The organism is Streptomyces sp. NPDC014882, assembly GCF_043081325.1.
In the GTDB taxonomy this organism is placed as follows: domain Bacteria; phylum Actinomycetota; class Actinomycetes; order Streptomycetales; family Streptomycetaceae; genus Streptomyces.
The window spans coordinates 543,282-569,487 of sequence record NZ_JBIBWL010000002.1 but is presented as its reverse complement, the minus strand read 5'-3'; the positions used below and the strand labels follow the sequence as shown (position 1 = coordinate 569,487).

23 protein-coding genes and 1 tRNA gene are annotated in these 26,206 nt (G+C 72.5%); 8 read left to right on the top strand and 16 right to left on the bottom strand.

The genetic code is table 11. The features are described from left to right. The first annotated feature begins 157 nt into the window (after window positions 1-157). Window positions 158-754 (top strand): histidine phosphatase family protein, encoded by a 597-nt coding sequence (locus tag ACF09K_RS07055; RefSeq protein WP_392241474.1) that lies wholly within the window; start codon window positions 158-160, stop codon window positions 752-754. A 222-nt stretch (window positions 755-976) separates the two neighbouring features. Here the strand turns inward: ACF09K_RS07055 and ACF09K_RS07050 are convergent, their stop codons facing one another. Continuing rightward, the gene (locus tag ACF09K_RS07050) at window positions 977-2,392 is read right to left on the bottom strand and encodes a tetratricopeptide repeat protein (protein WP_392241473.1); all 1,416 of its coding nucleotides are present in this window, start codon (window positions 2,390-2,392) and stop codon (window positions 977-979) included. Window positions 2,393-2,622: 230 nt separating this feature from the next. Here ACF09K_RS07050 and ACF09K_RS07045 point away from each other — a divergent pair, with 230 nt between their 5' ends. Together ACF09K_RS07045 and ACF09K_RS07040 are read left to right on the top strand one after the other, a co-directional pair. Next, a complete protein-coding gene (locus tag ACF09K_RS07045) occupies window positions 2,623-3,045 on the top strand; it encodes a hypothetical protein (protein WP_392241472.1) in 423 nt (140 codons plus the stop codon). Window positions 3,046-3,194: 149 nt separating this feature from the next. Then, window positions 3,195-4,064, top strand: coding sequence for a spermidine synthase (locus tag ACF09K_RS07040; protein ID WP_392241471.1), 870 nt, complete (start codon window positions 3,195-3,197; stop codon window positions 4,062-4,064). A 25-nt stretch (window positions 4,065-4,089) separates the two neighbouring features. On the opposite strand, the gene ACF09K_RS07035 is transcribed toward ACF09K_RS07040, so the two are convergent. After that, window positions 4,090-4,629: a hypothetical protein gene (locus tag ACF09K_RS07035; RefSeq protein WP_392241470.1), complete on the bottom strand. Its 540-nt coding sequence runs from the start codon at window positions 4,627-4,629 to the stop codon at window positions 4,090-4,092. 186 nt (window positions 4,630-4,815) lie between these two features. On the opposite strand from ACF09K_RS07035, the gene ACF09K_RS07030 reads away from it, so the two are divergent. The 3 genes from ACF09K_RS07030 to ACF09K_RS07020 all read left to right on the top strand — a co-directional run bounded on the left by ACF09K_RS07030 (window position 4,816) and on the right by ACF09K_RS07020 (window position 7,391). Continuing rightward, window positions 4,816-5,580: a response regulator transcription factor gene (locus ACF09K_RS07030; protein WP_392241469.1), complete on the top strand. Its 765-nt coding sequence runs from the start codon at window positions 4,816-4,818 to the stop codon at window positions 5,578-5,580. Beyond that, a complete protein-coding gene (locus ACF09K_RS07025) occupies window positions 5,577-6,977 on the top strand; it encodes an ATP-binding protein (protein WP_392241468.1) in 1,401 nt (466 codons plus the stop codon). The genes ACF09K_RS07030 and ACF09K_RS07025 overlap by 4 nt, the downstream gene beginning before the upstream one ends. 84 nt (window positions 6,978-7,061) lie before the next feature. Beyond that, complete coding sequence (locus tag ACF09K_RS07020) at window positions 7,062-7,391, top strand: PIN domain-containing protein (RefSeq protein WP_392241467.1); 330 nt, start codon at window positions 7,062-7,064, stop codon at window positions 7,389-7,391. A 122-nt stretch (window positions 7,392-7,513) separates the two neighbouring features. Here ACF09K_RS07020 and ACF09K_RS07015 read toward each other — a convergent pair whose 3' ends face one another. The 4 genes from ACF09K_RS07015 to ACF09K_RS07000 form a co-directional block, all read right to left on the bottom strand. Continuing rightward, on the bottom strand, window positions 7,514-8,950 hold the full coding sequence (locus ACF09K_RS07015) for a GH1 family beta-glucosidase (protein WP_392241466.1): 1,437 nt from the start codon (window positions 8,948-8,950) through the stop codon (window positions 7,514-7,516). Between the two features lie 835 nt (window positions 8,951-9,785). After that, complete coding sequence (locus tag ACF09K_RS07010; RefSeq protein WP_382790498.1) at window positions 9,786-10,700, bottom strand: carbohydrate ABC transporter permease; 915 nt, start codon at window positions 10,698-10,700, stop codon at window positions 9,786-9,788. A gap of 10 nt (window positions 10,701-10,710) precedes the next feature. Beyond that, window positions 10,711-11,718, bottom strand: coding sequence for a carbohydrate ABC transporter permease (locus ACF09K_RS07005; RefSeq protein WP_382790501.1), 1,008 nt, complete (start codon window positions 11,716-11,718; stop codon window positions 10,711-10,713). A gap of 5 nt (window positions 11,719-11,723) precedes the next feature. Next, window positions 11,724-13,052 carry an extracellular solute-binding protein gene (locus ACF09K_RS07000; RefSeq protein WP_392241465.1) on the bottom strand — a complete coding sequence of 443 codons (1,329 nt, stop codon included), beginning with the start codon at window positions 13,050-13,052 and terminating at the stop codon, window positions 11,724-11,726. Between the two features lie 338 nt (window positions 13,053-13,390). Here ACF09K_RS07000 and ACF09K_RS06995 point away from each other — a divergent pair, with 338 nt between their 5' ends. Further along, complete coding sequence (locus tag ACF09K_RS06995) at window positions 13,391-14,446, top strand: LacI family DNA-binding transcriptional regulator (RefSeq protein WP_392241464.1); 1,056 nt, start codon at window positions 13,391-13,393, stop codon at window positions 14,444-14,446. Window positions 14,447-14,711: 265 nt separating this feature from the next. Here the strand turns inward: ACF09K_RS06995 and ACF09K_RS06990 are convergent. The 4 genes from ACF09K_RS06990 to ACF09K_RS06975 all read right to left on the bottom strand — a co-directional run bounded on the left by ACF09K_RS06990 (window position 14,712) and on the right by ACF09K_RS06975 (window position 17,562). Continuing rightward, window positions 14,712-14,784, bottom strand: a tRNA-His gene (locus tag ACF09K_RS06990). Between the two features lie 82 nt (window positions 14,785-14,866). Beyond that, window positions 14,867-15,469 carry an oligoribonuclease gene (gene orn, locus ACF09K_RS06985; RefSeq protein WP_392241463.1) on the bottom strand — a complete coding sequence of 201 codons (603 nt, stop codon included), beginning with the start codon at window positions 15,467-15,469 and terminating at the stop codon, window positions 14,867-14,869. Window positions 15,470-15,604: 135 nt separating this feature from the next. Then, on the bottom strand, window positions 15,605-16,852 hold the full coding sequence (locus tag ACF09K_RS06980) for a helix-turn-helix domain-containing protein (RefSeq protein WP_392241462.1): 1,248 nt from the start codon (window positions 16,850-16,852) through the stop codon (window positions 15,605-15,607). A 380-nt stretch (window positions 16,853-17,232) separates the two neighbouring features. After that, window positions 17,233-17,562, bottom strand: coding sequence for a hypothetical protein (locus ACF09K_RS06975; RefSeq protein ID WP_392241461.1), 330 nt, complete (start codon window positions 17,560-17,562; stop codon window positions 17,233-17,235). Window positions 17,563-17,868: 306 nt separating this feature from the next. Here ACF09K_RS06975 and ACF09K_RS06970 point away from each other — a divergent pair, with 306 nt between their 5' ends. Then, window positions 17,869-18,396, top strand: coding sequence for a universal stress protein (locus ACF09K_RS06970; RefSeq protein ID WP_392241460.1), 528 nt, complete (start codon window positions 17,869-17,871; stop codon window positions 18,394-18,396). Window positions 18,397-18,726: 330 nt separating this feature from the next. Here the strand turns inward: ACF09K_RS06970 and glmS are convergent, their stop codons facing one another. The 6 genes from glmS to desA form a co-directional block, all read right to left on the bottom strand. Then, the gene (gene glmS / locus ACF09K_RS06965; protein WP_392241459.1) at window positions 18,727-20,544 is read right to left on the bottom strand and encodes a glutamine--fructose-6-phosphate transaminase (isomerizing); all 1,818 of its coding nucleotides are present in this window, start codon (window positions 20,542-20,544) and stop codon (window positions 18,727-18,729) included. A 47-nt stretch (window positions 20,545-20,591) separates the two neighbouring features. Further along, on the bottom strand, window positions 20,592-20,849 hold the full coding sequence (locus tag ACF09K_RS06960; RefSeq protein ID WP_363088612.1) for a hypothetical protein: 258 nt from the start codon (window positions 20,847-20,849) through the stop codon (window positions 20,592-20,594). A gap of 271 nt (window positions 20,850-21,120) precedes the next feature. Further along, window positions 21,121-22,932 (bottom strand): IucA/IucC family protein, encoded by a 1,812-nt coding sequence (locus tag ACF09K_RS06955; RefSeq protein WP_392241458.1) that lies wholly within the window; start codon window positions 22,930-22,932, stop codon window positions 21,121-21,123. After that, a complete protein-coding gene (locus tag ACF09K_RS06950) occupies window positions 22,929-23,480 on the bottom strand; it encodes a GNAT family N-acetyltransferase (protein ID WP_392241457.1) in 552 nt (183 codons plus the stop codon). The genes ACF09K_RS06955 and ACF09K_RS06950 overlap by 4 nt, the downstream gene beginning before the upstream one ends. Then, window positions 23,477-24,769: a lysine N(6)-hydroxylase/L-ornithine N(5)-oxygenase family protein gene (locus ACF09K_RS06945; RefSeq protein WP_392241456.1), complete on the bottom strand. Its 1,293-nt coding sequence runs from the start codon at window positions 24,767-24,769 to the stop codon at window positions 23,477-23,479. Before ACF09K_RS06945 ends, ACF09K_RS06950 begins: the two co-directional genes overlap by 4 nt. Further along, the gene (gene desA / locus ACF09K_RS06940) at window positions 24,753-26,195 is read right to left on the bottom strand and encodes a lysine decarboxylase DesA (protein WP_392241455.1); all 1,443 of its coding nucleotides are present in this window, start codon (window positions 26,193-26,195) and stop codon (window positions 24,753-24,755) included. The genes ACF09K_RS06945 and desA overlap by 17 nt, the downstream gene beginning before the upstream one ends. Window positions 26,196-26,206: the final 11 nt, after the last annotated feature.

Below are 26,206 nucleotides of genomic sequence, written 5' to 3'. Positions count from 1 at the left end.
CCCGTGGCACGGAGGTGCCACTTTACGGCCTGGGGACGCGCCCCCGCAGGGACGCCCCCGGCACTCAAAGACGCTGGGATCGCCCACCGGGTTGCCCCTGTTCGGGGTGCGCGATGATGGAGGGGTTCCGCCCCTGATCTCCCCGGAAGGGTTCTCCATGGCACCGCGCATCCTGCTGGCCCGGCACGGACAGACCGGGTGGTCACTGTCCGGCAAGCACACCGGCAGGACCGACGTGCCCCTGCTGGAGGAGGGCCGGCGCGGCGCCGAGCTGCTCGGCGAGCGGCTGCACCGGGCGCCGTTCGACGGTCTCGCCGGCGTCGAGGTCCGCACCAGCCCGCTGGTGCGCGCGCGGGAGACGTGCGAACTCGCCGGCTTCGGCGAGCGGGCCACGCAGTGGGACACGCTCATGGAGTTCGACTACGGCGCCTACGAGGGCATGACCCCCGCCGAGATCCAGGCGGTCCGGCCGGGCTGGCTCATCTGGCGCGACGGCGTGCCGGGGGGCGAGACCCTGGCGGAGGTCACCGCGCGCGCGGACGAGGTCGTCGCGTGGGCGCGGTCCGCCGACCGGGACGTGCTGGTCTTCGCCCACGGGCACATCCTGCGCTCGATCGGCGCCCGGTGGCTGGGCCTCCCGCTGGACTTCGCGGCCCGCATACGCCTCCACCCGACGTCGCTGTCCATACTCGGCTGGGCCTACGGCGAACCGGCCGTCGAGAGCTGGAACGACCTGGGACACCTGGTCGGCTAGCCGGGGTGTCCGAGGGAGTGACCGGGGTGTGACCGGGTCGTCCGCCGGTCTGGCCCGGGCGTCCGGGGTGTGACCGGGCTGTCCGCCGGGTCTTCCGGGGTGTGACCGGGGCGTCCGCCGACCTGACCGGTCTGGCCGGCCGAGCCGGGTCGCCCGGGTCGTCCGGGTCGTCCGGGGGTGTGGCCGGGGCGTCCGCGGGCGGCGGCACGGGGACCGCGGCGGTCACGCCCTGCGCGGGGCCGCGGCGTGCCGCTCCAGGAACTCCGACACGCCCGGGGCCCGCCGGTGGGGCAGCAGCACCCGCGCCGTCCCCGCGAGCATCGTCCGGATCCGTGACGACTGCACCTCGTCCAGCAGGTCCAGCACCCGCACCCCGGCCGCGGCCGCCTCGTCGGGCCGCCCCCCGCGCGCGAGGTCGTCCGCCAGCTCGGCGGTGTACAGCGCGATGTTCCGCGTGAAGTGGGGGTCCTGGAGCCGCGCCGCCCGCCGCGCGTGCCGGGCCGCCCGTGGCCACGCCCCGAGCGTGGACCAGCACTGCGCCTCCAGACCCTCCAGTTCGGCCTCGCCGTAGAAGCTCATCCACTCGGGGTCGGCGTCCGAGGGGCCGCGCGCGTACAGGGCGTGCGCGCGCGCGAGTGCCTGCTCGCAGCCGGTGCGGTCGGCGAGCCCGGCCCAGCCGCCCGCCTCGCGCAGCGCGAGCAGCGACATCAGCCGGGCGGAGCCCAGCGGGCGGGCGACGCGCTGTGCGGCCTGCGCCGCCCGGACCGCCTCGCGCGGGCGGCCCGCGTCGCGCGCGAGGAACGCCGTGTTGCAGAAGGCGTGCGCCTCCAGGGCGTCGTCACCGGTCGTCCGGGCGGTCGCGAGGGCCTCCGCGTAGTGCGAGCGGGCGTCGTCGAACCGGCCCGAGTCGTGCGCCAGCCAGCCCACGGAGACGGCCAGTTCGCCCGCGCCCGAGTGGAGCCGGTCGGCGGTCGCCTGCCGTACCGCTCCGGCGTCCAGCAGGGCGTAGGCGGTGCGCAGCGGTGTCGCCGCGCGCCGGTAGAGCCCGTCGGCGCCGTGCCGGTCGTCCAGCAGCCGGATCCTGCGGACCGCTTCCTCCAGGGCGGCCGCCTCGACCGACCCGGGGCGCCGCCCGGGGCGTTCGGCCGCCGACGCGTCCAGGGCGAGCCCCAGGGGGCCGATCGAGACGGCGGCCACCGTGGCGCCCCCGCCGGTCATGAATGCGCGACGCAGCACGTCGCTCTCCTCGTCGTTGTGGTGCGTGTCGTACGGGTCCTGCGTGTCATACGGCTCGTGCGCCCCGCGCGTCTCACCGGTGCCCGGCGCGTCGTCGAGGGGGTGCGCCCCCCGCCCGCGGACGGACGAACGGGGCGCGAACCCCAGATCGGTGAGCGTGCGGCCGGGGAACATGTGCAGGAACACCCGCTCGTACGCGTAGTTGGGACAGCGGATCTCGCCCGCCTCGACGCGGCCGACATAGCGCGCGTCACAGCTCACCCGCTCCCCGATCTCGCGCGCGGCCCGCCGCACCAACGCGGCGAACTCGGCCGGCGAGCGCTGTCCGCGCAGCCGCCGGAAGGTGGGGTTGGGCCGTGCCGGCCGGTCGGGCCGAGGTGGGGTCACCGGTGACGACGCCATGGCCGGGTCCTCTCGTGCGAACCGTCGAACCATGCCGGGAGCAGTGCGGGACGACCGATCCGTCGGTGTGAGCACCCTGTTCCCGGCGGGCATGAACGTACCTTCTGTGATCGGCCCGCCACACGTCGTTTGGCCACAAAACCGGATATCTCCTCCGCGATCTGCCATGAACTGCCATCCTTTGCGGCGCATTTCCGCGTAGCCGTTGACGGTCCGTCGCGTTGGACCCGATGGACGTGCACAGCGACCGCCGAGGGAGGCCGGGAGTGGAGACCAGCCGGAGGAACGATCCTCTCGTGTCGTCGGGGACGGCATGCGATCTCGTGACGGTGCCGGCCCGGCAGGGGCTGGAGGCTGCCGACATCCTGCGCCGGGGAGCCGGCGACGCGATGGGGCCCGTGCTCCACTACGACGGACCCGGCACCCTCGCCTTCCTGGTGCCGCCGGGCACCGCCGCCGCCTGGGACGTCCCGGGCAGCACCTGTACGGAGACCGGCGGACGGGGGCTGAGACTCGCCCCCGAGCCCCCCGTCGAGGGCTCGGACTGGCTGCTCCCGCCCGACGAGACCGATCTCGCGACCGACCCGGCCGAGCTCCAGAAGGCGCTGGGCGAGGCGGCGCGGCTCATCGAGGCGGCGGACAGCTGCCGGTAGCCGGCCCCCTCGGAGGCGGCCGGCCTCGTGCCCACCCCGTGCTCCCGTGCTCCCGTGTTCTCGAGGCGGCCGCCGGCCGGCGCCGCCTCCCGCCCGGCGGTGGACGACCGGGGGAACGCGGCGCGCCCGGACCCTGCGAAAATGCCCGCATGGCAAGGTCCAGGAACTCCCGGCGCGAACGCGACAGCGACGCGACCGTCACCGAGGCCGTCGACGGCGGGCTCGCCCGGCTCCTCCCGGACCGCGACCGGGCGCGGGCCTGGACGCTGCTCATCGACGGGGCACCCCAGTCGCACGTGGACCTCGACGACCCCGGGTACCTCTCCTTCGAGTACCAGCGGCGGCTCGGGCACGTCATCGACCTCGCCGCCCCGCCCGGCAGGCCGCTGCACGTCCTCCACCTCGGCGGCGGCGCCTTCACCCTCGCCCGGTACGTCGCCGCCACCCGCCCCCGCTCCACCCAGCAGGTCGTCGAACGGGACGCGGCCCTCGTCCGGCTGGTGCGCCGGGAGCTGCCGCTGGATCCCGGCGCCCGGATCCGGGTGCGGTCCGCCGACGCCCGCGAGGGGCTCGGCAAGGTGCCGGACGGATGGGCCGACCTCGTCATCGCCGACGTGTTCAGCGGTGCCCGCACCCCCGCGCACCTGACCTCGACCGAGTTCCTCGACGAGGTCCGCGGGGCCCTGAGGCCCGGTGGTGTCTACGCCGCCAACCTGGCCGACGGACCCCCGCTCGCGCACCTGCGCGCCCAGATCGCCACCGCCGCCGCCCGCTTCCCGGAACTCGCCCTGGTCGCCGACCCCGCCGTGCTGCGCGGCAAGCGGTTCGGCAACGCCGTCCTCGTCGCCTCCGACCTGCCGCTGCCGATCGCCGAACTGACCCGCAGGGCGGCTTCCGACCCGCACCCCGGCCGCGTCGAGCACGGCAAGGACCTCACCGACTTCACCGGCGGCGCCGTACCGGTCGTCGACGCCTCGGCGGTGGCGTCACCGGCCCCGCCCCCGTCCGTCTTCCGCTGAGCGCCCCGCCCGCCCGGCAGCCCGCTCAGTAGGTGCCGATCTCCACACGCGGCGGTCCGTCGTGCCAGGTGCAGAAGACCGACACGCGGTCCGCGCCCGCGGCGAACTCCACCCGGATCCAGGACCCGGTCTTCCACACCTGCATCGACCAGCCCGCGCCCGGCGTGGCCGAGACGAGCGAGGCCGAGGTCCTCCCGAGGTCGAAGACCACCAGTCCGCCGTCGGTGTCGTAGCTCTTGACCCGGCCGGACGGGCTGGGAGAGGCCGACGGCCGGGCACGGGGCGGGGCCGCCGGACTCCCGGAGGTCCGGGACGGGGACGGCGCGGCGGCCGGCGCCTCGGACGGCGGAGCAGGCGGGGACGGTGCCGGCGCGGGGCGGCCGCCGGCCGGGGCCGCCGGCGGCCCCGGCTCCCCGGTGGGCACGTCGCCCGCCGTCAGCGGCAGGGCGCGCGGCGGGTCGTACGCCGTGCCCGCCAGGACCGTGTGGACACCCCACCACGACAGCGTGACCGCCGCGCCCGTGGCGAGCGTCCAGGCCAGTACGTGTACGAGTCCTCTGCGCATCGCGGGACATCCTGCCCCACCCGCCACAGCCGTGTCGCACGGACGGCCCACCGCACGCCCCTGCCGCGCGCCCCGCCGCCCCCGGCACGCCCCGCGCGCCCCGCCCCGTCCCCACCGGTCGTCCACAGGAGCGGAGTTGTGCACAGGCCCGGAGGGGGCCCGGCCGCATGGCGTAGGTTGCGGCGCATGGCAAGTGTGCTCGTGGTCGAGGACGACCAGTTCGTCCGCTCGGCGCTCATCCGGCACCTCACCGACGCCGCACACACCGTGCGCAGTGTCGGCACGGCACTGGAGGCGCTGCGCGAGGTCGCCCATTTCCGCTTCGACGTGGTCGTGCTGGACCTCGGACTGCCGGACCTGGACGGCTCCGAGGCCCTGAAGATGCTGCGCGGCATCACGGACGTACCCGTCATCATCGCCACCGCCCGCGACGACGAGACGGAGATCGTCCGGCTCCTCAACGCGGGCGCGGACGACTATCTGACGAAACCGTTCTCGGTCGAGCACCTCTCCGCGCGCATGGCGGCCGTCCTGCGCCGCTCCCGCTCCCGCTCCGGTGCCGGTGAGGCACCGCCGTCCAGCGTGCTGCGCGTCGGCGGGCTGACCGTCGACCCGTTGCGCCGCCGGGCCGAGCTGGACGGCGTCCGACTCGACCTCACCCGCCGCGAGTTCGACCTGCTCGCCTTCCTCGCCGGCCGCCCCGGCGTCGTCGTCCCGCGCCGCGAGCTGCTCGCCGAGGTCTGGCAGCAGTCCTACGGCGACGACCAGACCATCGACGTCCATCTGTCCTGGCTGCGCCGCAAGCTGGGCGAGACGGCGGCCCGCCCGCGCTACCTGCACACCCTGCGGGGCGTCGGCGTGAAGCTGGAACCGCCCGCCGCGCCGCCCGCCGTGCCCGCCGCTCCTCCCGTCATGCCGCCCGCCGTGCCGCCCGCGGGGGAGCCGCGATGAGGTGGGCCCTCGTCAAGGTCTGCCTGGCGGTCACCACGATGGTCGTGGTCGCCTTCGCCGTGCCGCTCGGACTGGTCGTCAAGGAGCTGGCCCGCGACCGCGCCTTCTCCAACGCCGAGCGGGAGGCCGCCGTCGTGGTCCCCGCGCTGTCCCTCACCACCGACCGCGACCAGGTGGAGCGGGTCGTCGCCGCCGCGGGCTCCCACGACGGCATGGCGGTGCACGTCCCCGCCGGTGACGGCCGGCAGGCCCTCGACCTCGGCCGGCGCCGCGCCACCGCCGCCGACATCGCGGCCGTCCGCGAGCTGGGCCGCGCCTCCACCGCCGAGGTGCCCGGCGGCTCCGTGCTCCTGCAACCCGCCGCGCTGGGCTTCGGCACGGTCGTCGTGGAGGTCTACGTCCCCGAGTCCGAGGTCACCAACGGGGTCGGGACGGCCTGGGCGGTGCTCGCCGCGGTCGGCGCCGCACTGGTCGTCGGCTCGGTGGCCGTCGCCGACCGGCTGGGCGTGCGCATGGTGCGGCCCGCCCGGCGGCTGGCCGAGGGCGCGCACGAACTGGGGGAGGGGAGACTGGGCGCACGCGTGCCGGAGGAGGGGCCGGACGAACTGCGGCTCGCGGCGACCGCGTTCAACTCCATGGCCGACCAGGTCGTCCAACTCCTGGCGAACGAGCGGGAGCTGGCCGCCGACCTCTCCCACCGGCTCCGCACACCGCTGACCGTGCTGCGGCTCAACGCGGCCTCCCTCGGCGACTCCCCGGCCGCCGAGCAGACCCGCGCCGCGGTCGCCCAGCTGGAGCGGGAGGTCGACACCGTCATCCGCACCGCCCGCGAGGCCAAGCCGCAGACCGCGGCCGCCGGACCGGGCGCCGGATGCGACGCCGCCGAGGTCGTCCGGGAGCGGATGGCGTTCTGGTCGGCGCTCGCGGAGGACGAGGGCCGCAAGGTGCGGGTGGCCGGCGCCGACCGGCCGGTGCGCGTCCCGGTGGCCCGCGCCGACCTCGTCGCCGCCCTCGACGCCCTGCTGGGCAACGTCTTCCGGCACACCCCCGAGGGCACGGCCTTCGCGGTCGACCTGCACGACGGCGAGGACGCGGTGATCGTCCTCGTCTCGGACGCGGGCCCCGGCATACCCGACCCGGAGGCGGCGATGGCCCGCGGCCGGGGCTCCGGCGCCGCCGGGTCGACCGGGCTCGGGCTGGACATCGTGCGCCGGCTCGCGGAGTCGACCGGCGGGGACGTACGCATCGGCTCGTCCGTGCTGGGCGGCACCGAGGTGCGGATCTGGATCCAGCTCGACGGGCGGGAGCCGGAGCGCAGGGGCCACCGGGGCACGGTGCGACGCCGCCGGCAGCGCGGACGGGCCGTCACCTTCAACCGCTCCCGATCCCTCCCCTGAGCGCGCCCCGAGATCCTCGAACCCCGTCCTGATCAGGTGTTTCGCCCGATGCGGGAGCGCTGGCGTGCTGCCGCACCCACCCTCGTGAGCAGTGAAGGCGGGGCATGCGATGAGCAACTCGGTCACCCCGACAGCGCCGAGAACGCCGAGGACCGGGCCGCGCTGGACGAGGATCTGGACGCCCTGTTCGGCCGGGTCCCCGTGGACGACCGGGCCGTGACCCGCGCGTGGGACGTGCACCGCGAACTCACCGAGAAGGGGCGGCACCGCTCGGCGGGCGCCGTGGACCTGCTCGTCGCCGCGACGGCCGAACTCCAGGGGCTGACCGTGCTGCACCACGACCACGACTTCGAGACGATCGCCTCGGTCACGGGCCAGTCGGCGCAGTGGCTCGTGGCACCCGGCAGCCTCTGACCTGGGCCACCGTGGGCCACCCCTCATGGGAAGACAGCGGGGCGCGGCACGCCCCCACGGCGTGCCGCGCCCCTTCCCCTGTTCCCCCGTTCTCCCGGGATCCCCACCCCGGGGGTCTTCGGTCAGGCCGTCTCGAGCGCCGGCAGGGTTCCCGTGCGGGCCGCCCGGCCGTACCACAGGGCGCTCGACTTCGGGGTGCGGGCGAGGGTCGCGTAGTCCACGTACACCGCGCCGAACCGCTTCTCGTAGCCGTACGCCCACTCGAAGTTGTCCATCAGCGACCACAGGTAGTAGCCGCGGACGTCCGCGCCCTCCGTGATCGCGCGGCGCACGGCCCGCAGGTGGCCGTGCAGGTAGGCGATCCGCTCCGGGTCGTGGACGCGGCCGTCGGAGTCGGGCTTGTCGTCGTAGGCCGCGCCGTTCTCCGTGATGTACAGCGGCAGGCCCGGGGCCTCCTTCGTGTACCGCATGATCAGGTCGTGCAGGCCCGTCGGGTCGATCGTCCAGCCCATCTCGGTGCGCTCGCCCGGCGTCTGGTGGAAGGCGACGTCGTCCGCGGCCGGCCAGGGGGAGTGCTCGCCGGCGCCGTGGCCGTCCGCCCGCGGCGCCGTCGGGTCGGCGTCCGCCGCGGAGACCAGGGTGGGCGTGTAGTAGTTGAGGCCCAGCGCGTCCAGCGGCTGGTTGATGGTGCGCAGGTCGCCGTCGAGGACGTACGACCAGTCGGTGAGCGACGAGGTCGCGGCGAGGAGCGTCTCGGGGTACGCGCCGCGCAGGATCGGGCCGTGGAAGACGCCGTTGGCCAGGTCGTCGATCCGGCGGACCGCGGCCAGGTCGTCGGGGGTCTGCGAGAGCGGCCTGACGACCGAGGAGTTGAGACTGATCGCCACCGAGTTGCGGGTCGGCATCACCGACCGCAGGGCCTTGGTGCCCAGGCCGTGCGCCAGGTTGAGGTGGTGCGCGGCCCTCAGGGACGCGGCCGGGTCGGTGCGGCCGGGGGCGTGCACTCCGGCGGCGTACCCCAGGAAGGCGCTGCACCACGGCTCGTTGAGCGTGATCCACTGCTCCACCCGGTCGCCGAGCGCCTCCCCGACGATCTGCGCGTACTCGGCGAACCGGTACGCGGTGTCCCGCTCCGGCCAGCCGCCCGCGTCCTCCAGCTCCTGCGGGAGGTCCCAGTGGTAGAGCGTGACGGCCGGCTTGATGCCCTTCGCCAGCAGCTCGTCCACCAGCCGGCGGTAGAAGTCCAGGCCCACCTGGACCGCGGGGCCGCGGCCGGTCGGCTGGACCCGCGACCACGAGATGGAGAAGCGGTACGAGTTCAGGCCCAGGTCGGCCATCAGCGCGACGTCGTCGCGGTAGCGGTGGTAGTGGTCGACGGCGACGTCACCGGTGTCGCCGCCGGCGGTCTTGCCGGGCGTGTGGCTGAAGGTGTCCCAGATGGAGGGTGTGCGGCCGTCCTCCCGCACCGCCCCCTCGATCTGGTACGCGGACGTCGCCGCGCCCCAGAGGAAGGCCTGGGGGAAGGTCACCGGGTTGGCCGACTGTGCGGACTCGGACATGGAAGCGCTCCCATGGGTGGTCGTCGAGGTCGTCGAGACCGACGAAGGAATGGGGGGAAAGGGCGGGCAGAGGTGCGGAGGGCCGGGGCGGCGGTGACCCGGCTCCGCCGGAGGCGGCACCTGAGGGGTGGTCGGCCCCGCACGGGCGCCGGACCGGCTGGTTGCCGGACGGCTGGGTGGCGGACCGCACGGACACCGGCCCTGTCGGGTGCCGGACCTGCGCGGACGCCTGCCGGCGGGGTGCCGGCCCGTACGGATGCCGGGTCGGCGGGGTGTCCGTCCCGCGCCGGCACCGGACCGGCGGGGTGCCGGTCCCGTGCGAGCACCGGACGGACGGAGTACCGGACGGGCGGGGCGCCGGGCGGGCGGTGCGCCGGTCCCGTGCGGATTCCCGGCCCGCCGGGGTGGTGCGTCCCGTGCGGCCCCGGGACCCGCGAGGGTGCCGGCACCGTACGGACGAGGGACCGCGGGAGGTCCCGGCCCGCGCGGACGTCGTGATCACCAGGGTGTCAGGCCCGCGCGGACGCCGGACCGGCGGGGTGCCGGTGCCGGTGCCGTGCCGAGGCCGGACCGGCGGGGTGTCGCGTGGCCGCCGGTCCGGCACGGTGCCGGTCCGGTGCGGGCGTCCGGCCTGTCGGGGCGCCGGTCCCGCCGTGGGGCCGGACCCGCGCGCGAGCCGGCTCCGCGGCCGCACCGGCGCCGCGCGGACGCCGGTCCGGCACCGTGGTCAGCCCCGCACGGTCGCGGTGGCCGACGCCGCCGCCGGTCCCGCGCGGCGGCCGGACCCGCGAGGGCTCCGGCCCCCGCCCCGGCCCCGCCGCGGAGCGCCCGCACATCAGCCCTTCACCGCGCCCTGCATGATGCCGCCCACGATCTGCTTGCCGAAGATCGCGAAGACCAGCAGCAGCGGCAGCGTGCCCAGCAGCGCGCCCGCCATGATCAGGGACTGGTCGGGCGTGTACCCGCGGCCGAGACCCGCGACCGCGACCTGCACGGTCGGGTTGCCGGTCTGGCTGAGCACCAGGAACGGCCACAGGAAGTCGTTCCAGGTCTGGACGAACATCAGCATGCCGAGCACCGCCATCGCGGGGCGCGCCGCGGGGAACACCACGTGCCACACCACGCGCCAGCTGCTCGCGCCGTCCATCCGGGCCGCCTCGATGATCTCGTCGGGCAGTGCCTGGAGCAGGTACTGCCGCATGAAGAACACACCGAACGCGCTGACCAGCGACGGCAGGATCACCGCCTGGAGCTGGTCGGTCCACTCCAGCTTGGCGACCATCATGTACAGCGGGATCACGCTGAGCTGCGGCGGCACCATCATCGTGCCGACCACGATCAGCATCATCGCGCCGCGGCCCTTGAACTTCAGTTTGGCGAAGGCGAACCCGGCGATCGTGGACAGGAACACGATCGTCACGGCCGAGGTCCCCGCCACGATCGTCGTGTTGAGGAACGCCGTGCCGAGGTTGGCGTCGTTCCAGGCGATGTCCAGGTTGTCGAAGAGGTTGGACCCGAACCAGAACGGCGGCGGTGTCTGCGCCAGGCGGTTGTTGTCGCGGGAGGCGGCGATCGCCGTCCACACCAGCGGGAACAGCGAACCGACGGTGAACAGGGCCAGGATCACGTACGCGATCGGCCCCGCGTGCATCTGCCCGCCGGCCCGCGCCGACTTGGGCCGCCGCACCCGGCCGGACTTCTTCACGGCCGTGTCCGGCGGAGAGGGGGGCGGTGTCATGGTCGTCGTCACGGCCGTACTCCTAACTACTGGCGCGCAGCCGGCGCGAGATGACGTAGTTGACGATGCCGACCACGATCAGGATCAGGAACATGGTCCAGGCGATCGCGGAGGCACGGCCCAGGTGCTGGTTGACCCAGCCCTGCTCGTACAGGTACAGGCCCAGGGTCTGGAACTGGTGCTCCGAACCGCCCGACGCCCCCTTGTTGGCGTCGAACAGCAGCGGCTCGCCGAACACCTGGGTGGCGCCGATCGTCGAGACGACGACCGTGAACAGGATCGTCGGGCGCAGCGACGGCAGGGTCACGTGGAGGAACTGCTTCCAGCGGCTCGCGCCGTCCAGCGCCGCCGACTCGTACAGGTCCTGCGGGATCGCCTGCATCGCCGCCAGGTAGATCAGCGCGTTGTAGCCGGTCCAGCGCCAGATGACGATCGTGGAGACCGCGAACTGCGAGGGCCACTTGTCGCTCTGCCAGTCGATCGGGCCGACCCCGACCATGTCCAGCACCCAGTTGATCATGCCGTAGTCGCGCCCGAACAGCAGCACGAAGACGAGGGAGGCGGCCGCGATGGAGGTCGCGTACGGGGCGAGCATCGTGACCCGGAAGAACGTCGAGCCGCGCAGCTTGTAGTTGAGGATGTGGGCGAGCCCCATCGCCATCAGCAGCTGCGGCACCGTCGAGATGACGCCGATCGTGAGCGTGTTCTTCGCCGCGTTCCAGAAGAACTCGTCGTCGAAGATCCGGGTGTAGTTGCGCAGCCCCACCCACTCCATGTCGGTGGGTGCCGTCATCTCCACCTGGTGCAGCGAGGCCCAGCCGGTGTAGATCAGCGGGAACAGGCCGAACGCCAGGAACAGCAGGAAGAACGGCGAGACGAACGCGTAGGGGCTCCAGCGCATGTCCCGCTGCCAGCGGCGGGAGAGCCGGGCCCGGTGCCGCTGCTCCGCCCCGGCCGGGCCGGCGGGCGGTCGGCCCGGGGCCGCGCCCCCCTCCTTGACGGGGGGCGCGGCGGTGTCGTGGGTGGCCATTCGGGTCACTTGTCCAGGTTGTTGTCGATGGTCTTCGTCGCCGTCTCCCAGGCCTCCTCAGGCGACTTGCCCTTCGTCACGAGGATGACGCCGTTGTCGCTCAGGCCCTGCTGGATGATCTGGTCCTTCGGGCCGATCACCTGGACCGGGGCAGCCTTCGCGGCCTCGGCGAAGATGGTGCCGATGTTGAGGTCACCGGTCATCTCGTTCTTGGCGCCGGTCACCTCGGGCATGGTGTACGCGCTCGGCGTGCTGGGGAAGGAGCCCTGCACCTTGAACAGCTTCGCCTGCTGCTCGGGCGCGGTCAGCCAGGCCACCAGCTTCTCGGCCTCCTTCACGTTCTTGCCGCTGGAGGGCACGGACAGGAAGGAACCGCCCCAGTTGCCGGACTTCGGAGCGACCGCGACGGCCCACTTGCCGAAGGACTCCGGCTTCGACTTGCCCTTGAGGGTGCCGAGCATCCACGGCGGGCAGGCGATCGTCGCGAACTTGCTGTTCGAGATCGTGGTGTCCCACGCCGGCTGGAACTGCGTCTGCGCCTGCACCAGGCCCTGCTCGGCGGCCTTCGCGGTCAGGTCGAAGGCGTCCTTGACGGCCTTGTTCTTCTTGTAGATGACCTCGCCGGAGGAGTCGTAGAACTTCTCCTCCTGGCTGCTGAGGACGGCGTTGAGCAGGCCGCCGGGGGAGTCCATGAAGAAGGTGCCCGCCGGTGCCTTCTTCTTGTACTGCTCGCCGACGGAGACGAACTTGTTCCAGTCGCCCGCCCACAGCTTGCCGACCTCCGCCGGGTCGGTCGGCAGACCGGCCTGCTGGAAGAGGTCCGTGCGGTAGCAGAGGGCCATCGGGCCGACGTCCGTGCCGAGCGCGATGGTCTTGTCCTCCTTGGTCGTGGCCTGCGCCCACTTCCAGTCCAGCCACTTGCTCTTGTCCACGCCCGACACCTTGGACATGTCCTGGAGCTTCGCGCTCTGGGTCGCGGTGACCTCCGCGATGTTGGCGACCTCGATCGCCTGGATGTCCTGGAGACCGCTGTTGGTGGTGAGGTGGTTGACGAGCGCGGGGTAGTAGTTCTCGTTGCGCTCGATCACGTTCTCGGCGATCTTGATGTTCGGGTTGAGCTTCTCGTACTCGGCGTAGAGACCGGCTTCCTTGAAGCCCATCGTGCCGAAGAGTCCCAGGGTGATCGTGGTCTTGCCCTTGCCACCGCCCGACGACGAGTCGTCGGAGGCCTTGTCGCCGCCGTCGTCGGCACAGCCGGCCAGCAGGCCTGCGCCCATGGTGGCGACGGTCGCCAGGACTACCACCCGACGGGAGCTTCGGGTACGTGCTCGCATTGCGTCCTCCTGTTGCCCTGACGTGCCGACCCCCCGGCCAACTGCATTGTTGGGCCCGTTAGTTTCTCGCTGCGGCTCGGGCGGGGAACGTGCGGGTTGTGTATGTGTCAGGTACCGTGGGAGCGCTCCCACAGGTGATGTGTTGAAGAGTCGTCGGTTCGGGCGAGGGTGTCAAGGGCGGGGGCGCGCAGAGATGCGTTCAGTTATCCGGCTGTTAGCTAACACGCCGGGCGATGCTTTTCGGCCGGGGGTGCGAGCCCCCCGGGGGCGGCGGGGTGACCGGCCGGGACTGTTAGATTCCAGGCCGGTGCGATGATGACAGCGGGAAGGCGGTGCCCATGGCAACCCACGGTACGCGGGGACGGAGTGGTGGCCGGCCGACCCTCGAAGAGGTGGCGGCACGCGCGGGGGTGGGCCGCGGCACGGTCTCCCGGGTGATCAACGGTTCGCCCCGGGTCAGCGACGCCACCCGGGCCGCCGTCGAGGCCGCGGTCGCCGAGCTGGGCTACGTCCCCAACACCGCGGCCCGCGCCCTCGCCGCCAACCGCACGAACGCGATCGCCCTGGTGGTGCCCGAGCCGGAGACCCGCTTCTTCGCCGAACCGTACTTCTCCGACATCCTGCGCGGGGTGGGCGCGGAACTCGCCGACACGGAGATGCAGCTGCTGCTGATCTTCGCGGGCAGCGACCGGGAGCGGCAGCGCCTGGCCCAGTACCTGGCCGCCCACCGCGTGGACGGCGTCCTCCTCGTCTCGGTGCACGCCGACGACCCGCTGCCCGACCTCATCGCCCAGCTGGAGATCCCGGCCGTGATCAGCGGCCCGCGCTCCGCCGCCGAGACGCTGCCGTCCGTGGACTCCGACAACTACGGCGGCGCCCGTTCGGCCGTCGAGCACCTGCTGGCCCGCGGCTGCCGCCACATCGGCCACATCACCGGCCGCCTCGACGTGTACGGCGCCCAGCGGCGTGTGGACGGCTACCGCGACGCCCTGCTCGACGCGGGGTACGGGGCGGACGAACTCGTCATCGCGCAGGGTGACTTCACCGAGGAGGGCGGTCAGCGGGCGATGCGTGAGCTGCTGGCCCGCGACCCCGCCCTCGACGCGGTGTTCGCCGGTTCCGACGTGATGGCGGCCGGCGCCCGCCAGGCCCTGCGCGAGGCGGGCCGCCGCATCCCGGACGACGTGGCCCTGATCGGCTACGACGACTCGGCGATCGCCCGCCACATGGACCCGCCGCTGACCAGCGTGCGCCAGCCCATCGAGGAGATGGGGCGCCGCATGCTCGACCTGCTGCTCACGGAGATCGCGGACGACCGCCCGGCGGTGTCGCGGGGCCTGGAGCGGCGCCAGGTGGTCCTGGCCACGGAGCTGATGGTGCGCGCGTCGGCGTAGCGGTCGCCGCCGCCGCCGCGTCCCGCCGGCCGTACCCCGCGTTCCCGTCGCCCGGGCGGTCCGTGCCCCGGTGTCCCCGTCGCCCGGGCGGTCTCCGCGACGAGCCGCTCGTGGCGGGCGCGAGCGCGGGGAGGGGAGGGAGCGGGGGGAGAGAAGAGAAAGGGAGGAGAAGGGAGGGCCGTGGTCCCCTCCGTTTCCGTTCCCGGAGGATGCGGACATGACGAAGGGCTGGCCTGTTCCCACAGGCCAGCCCTTGATCATTCAGGGTGAGTGACGGGACTTGAACCCGCGGCCACCTGGACCACAACCAGGTGCTCTACCAACTGAGCTACACCCACCATGCCCGGCGGTCGACTTTGCGGTCTCCCTACCGGCCGAGAAAAAGTGTACAGGGTCCGAAGGGGTGCTCGCGCACGGCTTTCACCCGGCGGGCAGGACGTGCTTCGCGGCGATCGCCTTCGCGGTGTCGGAGTCCGGTCCGGGCTGCGGCACGAACACGGCCTCGCGGTAGTAGCGCAGCTCCGCGATGGACTCGCGGATGTCGGCGAGGGCGCGGTGGTTGCCGTTCTTCTCCGGGCTGTTGAAGTAGGCCCGCGGGTACCAGCGCCGGGCCAGTTCCTTGACGGAGGAGACGTCGACGATCCGGTAGTGGAGGTAGTTCTCCAGCGTCGGCATGTCCCGCGCCAGGAAACCGCGGTCGGTGCCGACGGAGTTCCCGCACAGCGGGGCCTTGCCGGGCTCCTTCACGTGCTCGCGGACGTAGGCGAGGACCCGCTCCTCGGCGTCGGCCAGGGTGGTGCCGCCCGCCAGCTCGTCGAGCAGCCCGGACGCGGTGTGCATCTGACGCACCACCTCCGGCATCGTCTCCAGGGCCGCGTCCGGCGGCCGTACGACGATGTCCACGCCGTCGCCGAGGATGTTCAGCTCGGAGTCGGTGACGAGGGCGGCAACCTCGATGAGCGCGTCGTCCGACAGCGAGAGGCCGGTCATCTCGCAGTCGATCCACACCATGCGATCGTTCATGCGTCCACCCTAAGGGTGACGTCCCCCCTTCCGGTGCCCCGCGTCACGGTGGACGTTCCCCGGCGCGCGGCCCTCGGGGCGGGAACGGGGAGGGGCGGTGGCGGGCGGGTCTCCCCGTCCGCCACCGCCCGCTCCTCACATCCCGCTGCGCTGCCCCGGGACGCCGCCCCGGGATCCCGCGTACGCGTCCCGCAGGTGCTGCTCCGCGCCCGCCGAGGCCGTGCCCAGCGCCCCCGCTCCCGCGGTCCGCCGTACCTGCGGCGGCACCCCCGCGGTCTCGGGGTGCGCGGCGCCGGCCCCGCCCGTGCCGCCCGCCGCGACGGCGGCCGCCGGTTCACTCTCCGCCGCGGGCGTCCGCTCGCTCTGCGGCCGCCGTGCCCGGTACGCCGCCCGGTAGGCCGCCGGCGAGGACCCGAGCTGCCGCCGGAAGTGTCCGCGCAGCGCCACCGGCGAGCGGAAGCCGCACCGTCCGGCGACCTCGTCGACGGAGTAGTCCGACGTCTCCAGCAGCCGCTGCGCCTGGAGCACCCGCTGGGTGATCAGCCATTGCAGCGGCGCGCTGCCGGTCAGCGACCGGAACCGGCGGTCGAACGTCCGCCGGCTCATGTAGGCGCGCGCGGCCAGCGTCTCCACGTCGAACTGCTCGTGGAGGTGTTCCAGCGCCCAGGCGACGACCTCCGCGAGCGGGTCGGCGCCGATCTCCTCCGGTAAAGACCGGTCGAGGTAGCGCTCCTGGCCGCCCGTCCGGCGCGGCGGGACCACGAGCCGGCGGGCCAGCGCACCGGCCGCCTCGTTGCCGTGGTCCGTCCGCACGATGTGGAGACAGAGGTCGATGCCGGCCGCGGTCCCCGCCGACGTCAGCACGTCGCCGTCGTCGACGAACAGTTCACGCGGATCGACGTGCACCGACGGATAGCGCTTGGCCAGCGTCGGTGCGTACATCCAGTGGGTCGTGGCCGGCCTGCCGTCCAGCAGGCCCGCCGCCGCCAGCACGAACGCGCCGGTGCACAGGCCCACGATGCGGGCACCCTCCTCGTGCGCCCGGCGCAGTGCGTCGAGCGCGTCGGCCGGTGGCGGCGAGGTGATCGAGCGCCAGGCCGGTACGACGACCGTGCCCGCCCTCGATATCGCCTCCAGGCCGTGTGGCGCGGTGAGTTCCAGGCCCCCTGTGGTCCGCAGCGGGCCGTCCTCGCCCGCGCACACCAGAAGGCGGTAGCGGGGCACGCCGGCGTCCTGGCGGTCGATTCCGAACACCGACAGCGGAATGGAACTCTCGAAGATGGGACCGCCGCTGAACAGCAGTACCGCGACGATCTCCTTGCGGCGTCGCCCGGACAGTTTCCGGGCCGCGGCTTCCGGCGCGGCAGTGGAGTCGTGGCTCATCCCTGCTAAGCCCCCCTCGGTGGTCGCGGCTCCTCGGTTGTGTCGCTCCTGCACGTTTCCCCTCGGTCCTGCACGAGTCCCCCGCCGTAGACAGTCTCAAGATCGAATCTACTGTGTCGTGTGATGCCGGAGTGGCCAGTTCGTCACCCGGCACATTGTCGACATGGCAACTTGGCGTGAAGCATTCGATCACGAAGCGTTGCACTCATGGGCCGTGCGGGGAAGTGCGCCTCGTCGCAGTGGCCAATCCACGTAGGGTGCCAGGGCCCCCGGAGCGCCCTTTTGCGCAGGTCGGACGCGGTGAGGAGGGTGGTCGCGGCAAGGCGTGTGCGACATCCGGAAGTTGGCTGAAAAGATACGTCCGCGTGCGTGAAAACCGGTCAACCGACCGGTGTGCCTCCGCCGCTGTGACGACCGCCACGGCGCGCCCCGGTTCCGGTGCGCCGACGGCCTCCCCGGTGCGGTGCGCGCGGCGGCCGTTCCCTGTCGGGGAGCCGTGCCGCGCACCGCTCGGAGCGGCGCAGCAGCAGCCGGCAGACGGCCGTGACGGCGGTCAGGCCGACGGCGGTGCCCGCGGCTCCCCCCAGGGAGGCGCCGTACCAGAGGAGGACGACCGGGACGAGGACGCAGCTGAAGGCCGCCCAGCGGATCAGCTCCGTCGTCCTGGGGTCGCCGGAGCGGGTCTCGGCGGCCGGTCGGGACGAGGGCATGGGCGGACTCCTCCCTGGGGGGCGGTTCGGGTGGTTCAACGCCGGTTCGACCGGCCGGTCACTCACCGGGCGAACCGACGGGCGGGTGAACCCCGTGCGAACCGCCTGTACGGGGCAGCGACCGTTGCGTTACGGGCGGCCCCTCGTGCATGCTCCCTGGAACCCCCCGCGGACCGTGGGCGGGACTGGGCCGTGGAGGCGTGGCGCCGTACCCTTGGGGGTATGGGGTGGGGAAGAGGATTCCCGGACACGCTTCGCCGCTCACGCTCGTCCCACCCTTCAAAGGATCGATACGCCGAGACAGCCATGGCCGGTCACGAATTCTTCGAACCAGCGGACCGCAAGCGGCCGGTCGCCGATCACGCGGCGGCCGACCCCCTGGCGGCGGGGGAGGCACGCCCCTCCTGTGATCCCGCTTTCCGGCACGGTGTCGTCGTCGGCTTCGACGGATCGACGTCCAGCGAGCGGGCCCTGGCGTACGCCGTCGGCATGGCGCACCGCTCCCGTGCGGGCCTGATCATCGTCCACGTGGCCAACAGGCTGCCCACCACGGTGTGGGCGGGCTGCGAGCCGCCGGTCTTCGTGGACGTGCCCGACCACCGCACCGAGGTGCTCGGCCTGGAACTGGCCTGCGCCGAGTACCTGTCCGAGGTGCCCTGGATCCTGGTCGAGCGCGGTGGCGACATCTGCCACGAACTCGAGGAGGTGGGGCGGGAGTACGCGGCGGACGCGATCGTCGTCGGCTCGACGCACGGCCTCGTCGGGCGGATCTTCGGGTCGGTCGCGGGGCGGCTCGCCAAGCGGGCGAGGCGGCCCGTCGTCGTCATTCCCTGACGCTCCCGCCGACTCCCCCTCGCTCCGGGCGCGATGCGCCCGGATCCCCTCAACTCCCCTTGCGCGACGCGGTGCGGTGCGGCGGGTCGCGGTGCGACGCGGCGGACCCCCCGCGCGCGCCGGCGTCACGGGGGGTCCGTCCTCCTGGTCGCTCCAGGGCGTGTTTCGAAAGTGGCGTCGTCTGCCCGAAGGGCAGGCCCGGCGGCGTCTGGTGCGTGCGATCGCAAGGCGGAGGGTCGCCCCGATACTGGTTGTATCGGGGTGATCCCGACAACGCGGCGAGCGTGCGTGCCAGGCGTCGCCGGGCAGACGGGACTTTCGAAACACGCCCTACTCGACCGTCACCGACTTCGCCAGGTTCCTCGGCTTGTCGATGTCACGGCCGAGGGCCTTGGCCGTGTAGTAGGCGAGGAGCTGGAGGGGGATGCCCATGAGGATGGGGTCGAGCTCGTCCTCGTTCTTGGGGACGACGATCGTCTGGTCGGCCTTCTCCTGCTCCTGGTGGGCCACCGCGAGGATCCGGCCGCTGCGGGCCTTGATCTCCTCCAGGGCGGCGCGGTTCTTCTCCAGCAGGTCGTCGTCGGGGACGATCGCGACCGTCGGCAGGGCGGGCTCGATCAGGGCGAGCGGGCCGTGCTTCAGCTCGGAGGCCGGGTAGGCCTCGGCGTGGATGTAGGAGACCTCCTTGAGCTTCAGGGAGGCCTCGCGGGCCACCGGGTAGCCCCGGACGCGGCCGATGAAGAGCATCGAGCGGGCCTCGGCGAACTGCTCCGCCAGCTTCTCGATCTCCTCCTCGCCCTTCAGGATCTCGGCGATCTGGGCGGGCAGCTTGCGCAGGCCCTCGATGATCCGCTTGCCGTCGCGCACCGACAGGTCGCGGGTGCGGCCGAGGTGCAGCGCGAGCAGCGCGAAGGCGACGGTGGTGTTGGTGAAGCACTTGGTGGAGACGACGCAGACCTCCGGCCCGGCGTGCACGTAGACGCCGCCGTCGGCCTCGCGGGCGATGGCGGAGCCGACCACGTTCACGACGCCGAGCACCCGTGCGCCCTTGCGCTTCAGCTCCTGGACGGCGGCCAGCACGTCGTAGGTCTCACCCGACTGGGAGACGGCGATGTACAGGGTGTCGGGGTCGACGACCGCGTTGCGGTAGCGGAACTCGGAGGCGGGCTCGGCGTCCGCGGGGATGCGGGCCAGCTCCTCGATCATCTGGGCGCCGATCATGCCCGCGTGGTACGAGGTGCCGCAGCCGAGGATCTTCACGCGGCGGATCCGGCGCGCCTCGCGGGCGTCCAGGTTGAGGCCGCCCAGGTGCACGGTGGAGAAGCGGTCGTCGATGCGGCCGCGCAGCACGCGGTCCACGGCGTCGGCCTGCTCGTGGATCTCCTTGTGCATGTAGGTGTCGTGGCCGCCCATGTCGTAGGAGGCGGCCTCCCACTCCACGGTGGTGGGCTCCGCGGTGGTGCGGGTGCCCTCCGTGGTGTAGGTGCGGAAGTCGTCGGCCTTGAGGGTGGCCATCTCGCCGTCGTCGAGGGTGACTATCTGGCGGGTGTGGGCGACCAGGGCGGCGATGTCCGAGGCGACGAACATCTCCTTCTCGCCGATGCCGAGGACGACCGGGGAGCCGTTGCGGGCCACGACGATGCGGTCGTTGAAGTCGGCGTGCATGACGGCGATGCCGTAGGTGCCCTCGACCACGCGCAGCGCCTCGCGGACCTTGTCCTCGAGCTTCTCGGCCACGGAACGGGCGATGAGGTGGACGAGGACCTCGGTGTCGGTCTCGGAGAGGAACTCGACGCCGTCCGCCTCCAGCTTGCGGCGCAGGTCGGAGGCGTTGTCGATGATGCCGTTGTGGACGACGGCGACCTTGAGGTCGGCCGACATGTGCGGGTGGGCGTTCACGTCGGAGGGGGCGCCGTGGGTGGCCCAGCGGGTGTGGGCGATGCCGGTGGTGCCCTTGAAGCGGGCCGGGACCTTGGCCTCCAGGTCGCGGACGCGCCCCTTGGCCTTGACCATCTTCAGGCCGGCCGTCTTCGGGGAGGTGACGACGATGCCCGCGGAGTCGTAGCCGCGGTACTCCAGGCGCTGCAGGCCTTCCAGGAGCAGGGGCGCGACGTCACGCTTCCCGATGTATCCGACGATTCCGCACATGTGTAGGCAATCCCTCTGTAGTTCTCGGCTGGTCCGGGGCCGGTCGTTCAGCCGTAGACCATGCGGCGCAGCTGACGGAGTGTCGGCTCCGGCGGTGCCACCGCCCGGTATTTCAGGTCCGCCGCGATCCGTTCGAAGATCTCCGCGTTGACCAGGCCCTGGGCCTGGAGCTCGCGGTGGCGGCGACGGACGAACTCCTCGGTCGTCTCGTCGAAGTAGGCGAGGACGTCCTGGATCACCCGCAGGGCCTCACCCCGGTTCAGCGGGGTGGAGCGCGTCAGGTGATCAACGAGTTCGTCGTGCACCCGGTAGATCCTGAGGTACCGGCGAGAGTTTCGCAAGATTCCTGCCCGATTCCGGGCAGACCCCTGGCGGGGGGCCGTGAGTGGACCGTGCGCGCGCCGGGGCCTGTCCGGCGGATCGTGCCGGAGACGGGGCACCCGGGACGAGCCGGACCGGGACGAGCCGGACCGGGACGAGCCGGACCGGGACGATCCGGGGCGGGACGATCCGGGGCGGGACGGCACGACGCACGCCCCCGAGGACCGTACTCGGGGGCGTGCGCCCGTCGGCGGGTCAGAGACCGGCGAGGGGGTTCCTCAGCGTCCCGACCAGCTGGAGCGCGCCCGACGGGTCCGCCAGGTCCACCATCTGCCGGTTGTTCCGCAGCTGGAGACGGTTGAGGCAGGACAGCGCGAACTCGGGGGCGAACAGGTCGTACTGCCGGAACCGGTCGTCGAGTTCGGGGTGCGCCTCCTGGTACTCGCGGCTCACCTCGGCGACCGTGCGCCAGAAGCCGTCCTCCGTCAGGACCCCCTCCTCGGCCAGGCCGGCGGCGAGGAAGCGGAAGAAGCAGTCGAAGACGTCCGTGAAGATCGACAGGAGCTTCATGTCCTCGGGGACCTCGGCCCGGACGCGCCGCACCTCGGGCGGCAGCACCGCGTCCGGGTCCATGACGACGATCTCCTCGGCGATGTCCTTGTAGACCGCCCGCTGCACGACACCGTCCTTCAGGACCAGGATGGTGTTCTCGCCGTGCGGCATGAAGGCCAGGTCGTAGGCGTAGAAGGAGTGCAGCAGGGGGGTGTAGTACGCCCGCAGGTAGTGCCGCAGCCACTCGGCGGGGGCCAGGCCCGACCGCTCGATCAGCGCGCCGGCCACCGACGTGCCCTCGTGGTCCACGTGGACCAGGGCGGCCATCGTGGTCAGGGACTCGCCGTCGCGGAGGGAGGGGACGGGGCTCTCCCGCCACAGCGCGGCCAGCATCTTGCGGTACGGCGAGTGGCGGTCGGTGGCCGCCTCGTACTCCAGGTGCCGGTAGCCGACGGCCGCCCGCTCCCGGATGATCGACAGCCCCGTCGACTTCAGCACGGGGTCGTTGTCGATCAGCCGGTGCAGCCAGTCGTTGATCGCCGGGGTCGCCTCCATGTACGCCGCCGACAGGCCGCGCATGAAGCCCATGTTGAGGACGGACAGGGCCGTCTTCACGTAGTGCTTCTCGGGGTGGGTCGCGTTGAAGAAGGTCCGGATGGACTGCTGGGCCAGGTACTCGTCGTCGCCCTCGCCCAGGCACACCAGGTTCTGGCGGGCGATCTCGGCGGCGAAGGTGACGCTGAGCTTGTTCCGCCACTGCCAGGGGTGGACGGGGATGAGGAGGTAGTCGGCCGGGTCCAGGCCCCGTCCGCGCAGGACGCCGTCGAAGCGCTCGACGGTCTCCTCGCCCAGCTCCTGCCGGACGAACGACTCGTGGTCGATGCCGGCGCCCGCCGTGAACGCCGCCCGCGACCGGTGCGCGGCCAGCCACACCAGGCGGACCGGGTGCGCGGTCTCCGGCGCGTACGCCAGGTACTCCTCGACGTCGAAGCCGAGCCGACCGTTGTTGGCGACGAAGCAGGGGTGGCCCTCGGTCATGCCGCTCTCGATGGCCTGGAAGCCGCCTTCCAGCAGCCCGGCGGCCGTGATCCGCGGCTTGGCGAGCTTGTAGCAGGTGCCGGAGAGGGTGGAGGAGATCTCCTCCAGGTAGACCGGCAGGATCTCGTCGCTCAGGCCGAGCGTCCCCCGCAGCTCGACGAAGAAGTCCAGTGCGTCCAGGGGCAGCGCGGCGCCGTCCCGGGTGCGGGTGATCGAGCCGGCGTCGACCTGCCAGTGGTCCAGGGCGCGGCGCACGGCGGTGAAGCGGTAGGAGGTCAGGCCGTCGTCGCTGCGGACGACGTACCGCTCGTTCCGCCCGTCCTGCTCGCCCGTGGACCCGCTCGTGGACCCGTCCGTCGGCTCGGGCGCGATCAGCCGCTCGTGGGCGAACTCCGCGAGGGCCTTGCGGACCAGCAGGCGGTTGGCCTCCTCCCAGCGTTCGGGGGAGAGGTGGGCCACGGTGTCGGCGAGGCTCACGCGTCCACCCCCGTGGCGGCGGCGAACCGCTCCCGCGTGCAGAAGCTGAGCAGCGCCTTCTTCTCCGGCTTGTCGATCTCGCGTTCGGGGACGAAGCCGACGGCCTCGTTCAGCGCGTGCACGGCCGTGTTGGAGACGTCCGGCTCGACCACCACCCGTTCGACGGCGGGATCCTGGAAGAGGCGGGCCACGACGGCGGTGATGACCGCGCGGGTGAAGCCGTGCACGGGCCGGTCGGTGGGGGCGACCAGGAAGTGCATGCCGACGTCGCCGGGCCGCGGTGCGTACAGGCCGACCAGCTCGCGGTGGCGGGGGTCGTAGTGCTCCATCAGGAAGGCCGGGGTGCCGTCGTGCAGCCCGAGCAGGGCGTGGTGGTGCTCGTCGGCGGCGATCTCCGTGTAGGCGCGCTCGACGTCGGCCAGGGAGGCGTCCTGCATCATCCAGAAAGCCGCCTTGGGGTGCGTCACCCAGGAGTGCAGCAGCTCGGCGTCCTCCAGGGGGTCGAGGGGGCGGAAGGTGAGACGGCCGACGGCCGGGGTGGTGTTCATGCGCCGAACTCCTGGAACGCGATGGTCTTCTCGACCGGGTAGTACTCGCTGCCGAGCAGCTCGCGGATGATGTGGCTGTTGCGGTAGGGGCCCATGCCGAGGTCCGGGCTGGTGACGCTGTGCGTGTGGACGCCGGCGTTCTGCAGGAAGACGCCCCGGCCGGTGACGTCGATCGCGTAGTCGCGGGTCACGTCGAAACGGCCGTGCCCGTCGAAGCGGAGCCGGTCGCGGATCGGGTCGAGGAAGGCCGGCGGCTCGTAGTGGTAGCCGGTGGCCAGCACCAGGCCCTCGGTGCGGATCTCGAAGTCCTTGCCCTGCTCGTCGTGGTGGAAGCCGAGCGTGCAGCCGCCGTCCTCGTACCGCGCGGAGGTCAGCGAGGAGTTGGTGAGCAGCCGGGTGGGGACGCCGCGGCCGCCGCTCTCGACGTTCTTCTGGTAGAGCAGGTCGAAGATCGCGTCGATCAGCTCCGAGTTGATGCCCTTGAACAGGCCCTTCTGCTGCTTCTCCAGCCGGTAGCGGGTCTCCTCGGGCAGCGCGCGGAAGTAGTCGACGTAGTCCGGGGAGGTCATCTCCAGGGTCAGCTTGGTGTACTCCAGCGGGAAGAACCGCGGGGAGCGGGTGACCCAGTTGAGCTGGTAGCCGTGGACGTCGATCTCGGAGAGCAGCTCGTGGTAGATCTCGGCGGCGCTCTGCCCGCTGCCGACCACGGTGATCGACTTCTTCTCCCGCAGCTCCGCCCCGCGGTGCACGTACTGCGAGGTGTGCAGGACGCCGTCCTCCAGGCCGCGGCACACCTCGGGCACGTAGGGCACGGTGCCGGTGCCGAGGACCAGGTGCGGGGCGCGGAACTCCTCGCCGCCGGTGGTCCGCACGGCGTACAGTTCGGTGCCCTCGTCGTACGTCACCTCGGCGACCGTCGTCGAGAAGCGCACGCTGCTCAGCTTCCCGGCGGCCCAGCGGCAGTAGTCGTCGTACTCCACGCGCAGCGGGTAGAAGTTCTCGCGGATGTAGAACGAGTACAGCCGGCCCTTCTCCTTCAGGTAGTTGAGGAAGGAGTACGGCGAGGTGGGGTCGGCGAGGGTGACCAGGTCCGACATGAACGGCGTCTGCAGGTGCGCGCCGTCGAGGAACATGCCGGCGTGCCACTCGAAGTCGGGCTTGGACTCCAGGAAGACGCCGTTCAGCGCGTCGATGGGCTCGGTCAGACAGGCGAGGCCCAGGTTGAAGGGGCCGAGCCCGATCCCGACGAAGTCGTGGGTGGCGGCGGGGTTTTCAGGACGCGCGGTCAAGGGACTCTCCCAGGTACTGCTCGGCGTGGCCGGCGATCAGTTCGAGGACGGCGGCCATGTCGTCGACCGTCGTCTCGGGGTTCAGCAGGGTGAACTTCAGGTAGTGGCGGCCGTCCGCCTTGGTGCCCGCCACCACCGCGTCGCCGGAGGCGAACAGGGCCTTGCGGGCGTGGAGGTTGGCGTGGTCGACCGCGTCCGGGTCGGTGACGGCCCGCGGGACGTAGCGGAAGACCAGGGTGGACAGCGACGGTTCGACGACGACCTCGAAGCGCGGGTCGGCGGCGAGCAGTTCCCAGCCCCGGGCCGCGAGGTCGCAGACCTCGTCGAACAGCCGGCCGATGCCGTCGGCGCCCATCGTGCGCAGCGTCATCCACAGTTTCAGCGCGTCGAAGCGGCGGGTGGTCTGGAGGGACTTGTCGACCTGGTTGGGGATGCGTTCCTGCACCGTGCGGCGGGGGTTCAGGTACTCGGCGTGGTAGGTGGCGTGGCGCAGCGTGGCCGCGTCCCGGACCAGGACGGCCGAGGAACTCACCGGCTGGAAGAAGGACTTGTGGTAGTCCACGGTGACGGAGTCGGCGCGCTCGATGCCGTCGATGCGGTCGCGGTACTTCAGCGAGGCGAGCAGTCCGCAGCCGTAGGCGGCGTCGACGTGCATCCAGGCGCCGTGGCGCTCGCACAGCTCGGCGATCTCCGGCAGCGGGTCGATGGAGCCGAAGTCGGTGGTGCCGGCGGTGGCGACGACGGCCATGGGGTGGAGGCCGGCCTCTTCGCAGCGCTGGAGTTCGCGGGCGAGGGCGACGGTCTGCATGCGCTTGTCGTGGTCGACGGGGATCGAGATCACCGCGTCCGGTCCCAGCCCCAGCAGTTTCGCCGACTTCTGCACGCTGAAGTGGCTGACGTCGGAGGCGAAGACGCGCAGTTTCTCCGGGGAACCGGTCTTGGCCTCCTCGCGGGCGAGGAGCAGCGCCTGGAGGTTGGACTGGCTGCCGCCGGAGGTGAACACGCCGTCGGCGGCGGGGCCGAGGCCGATCCGGGCGGCCGTCCAGTCGACCAGTTTCCGCTCGATAAGGGTGCCGCCCGCCGACTGGTCCCAGGTGTCCAGCGAGGAGTTGACGGCGGACAGGACCGCCTCGCCGAGCACGGCCGGGATGACGACCGGGCAGTTGAGGTGGGCGAGGTAGCGGGGGTGGTGGAAGTAGACCGCGTCGCGGAGGTAGACCTCCTCCAGTTCGTCCAGCACCGCCGTGGTGTCGCCCAGCGGCCGGTCGAGGTCGATGCCCTCGATGCGGGGGGTGAGGGCGTCGACCGTGACGCCGGTGAACGGACGTTCGGTGGCGGCGAGTTTGGCGGCCACCCGCTCGACTCCTTCGGTCACGGAGCGGCGGTACCGCTCCGCGTTCGTGTCATTGAGCAGGTGCGAGCGCATCGTGGGGGTCC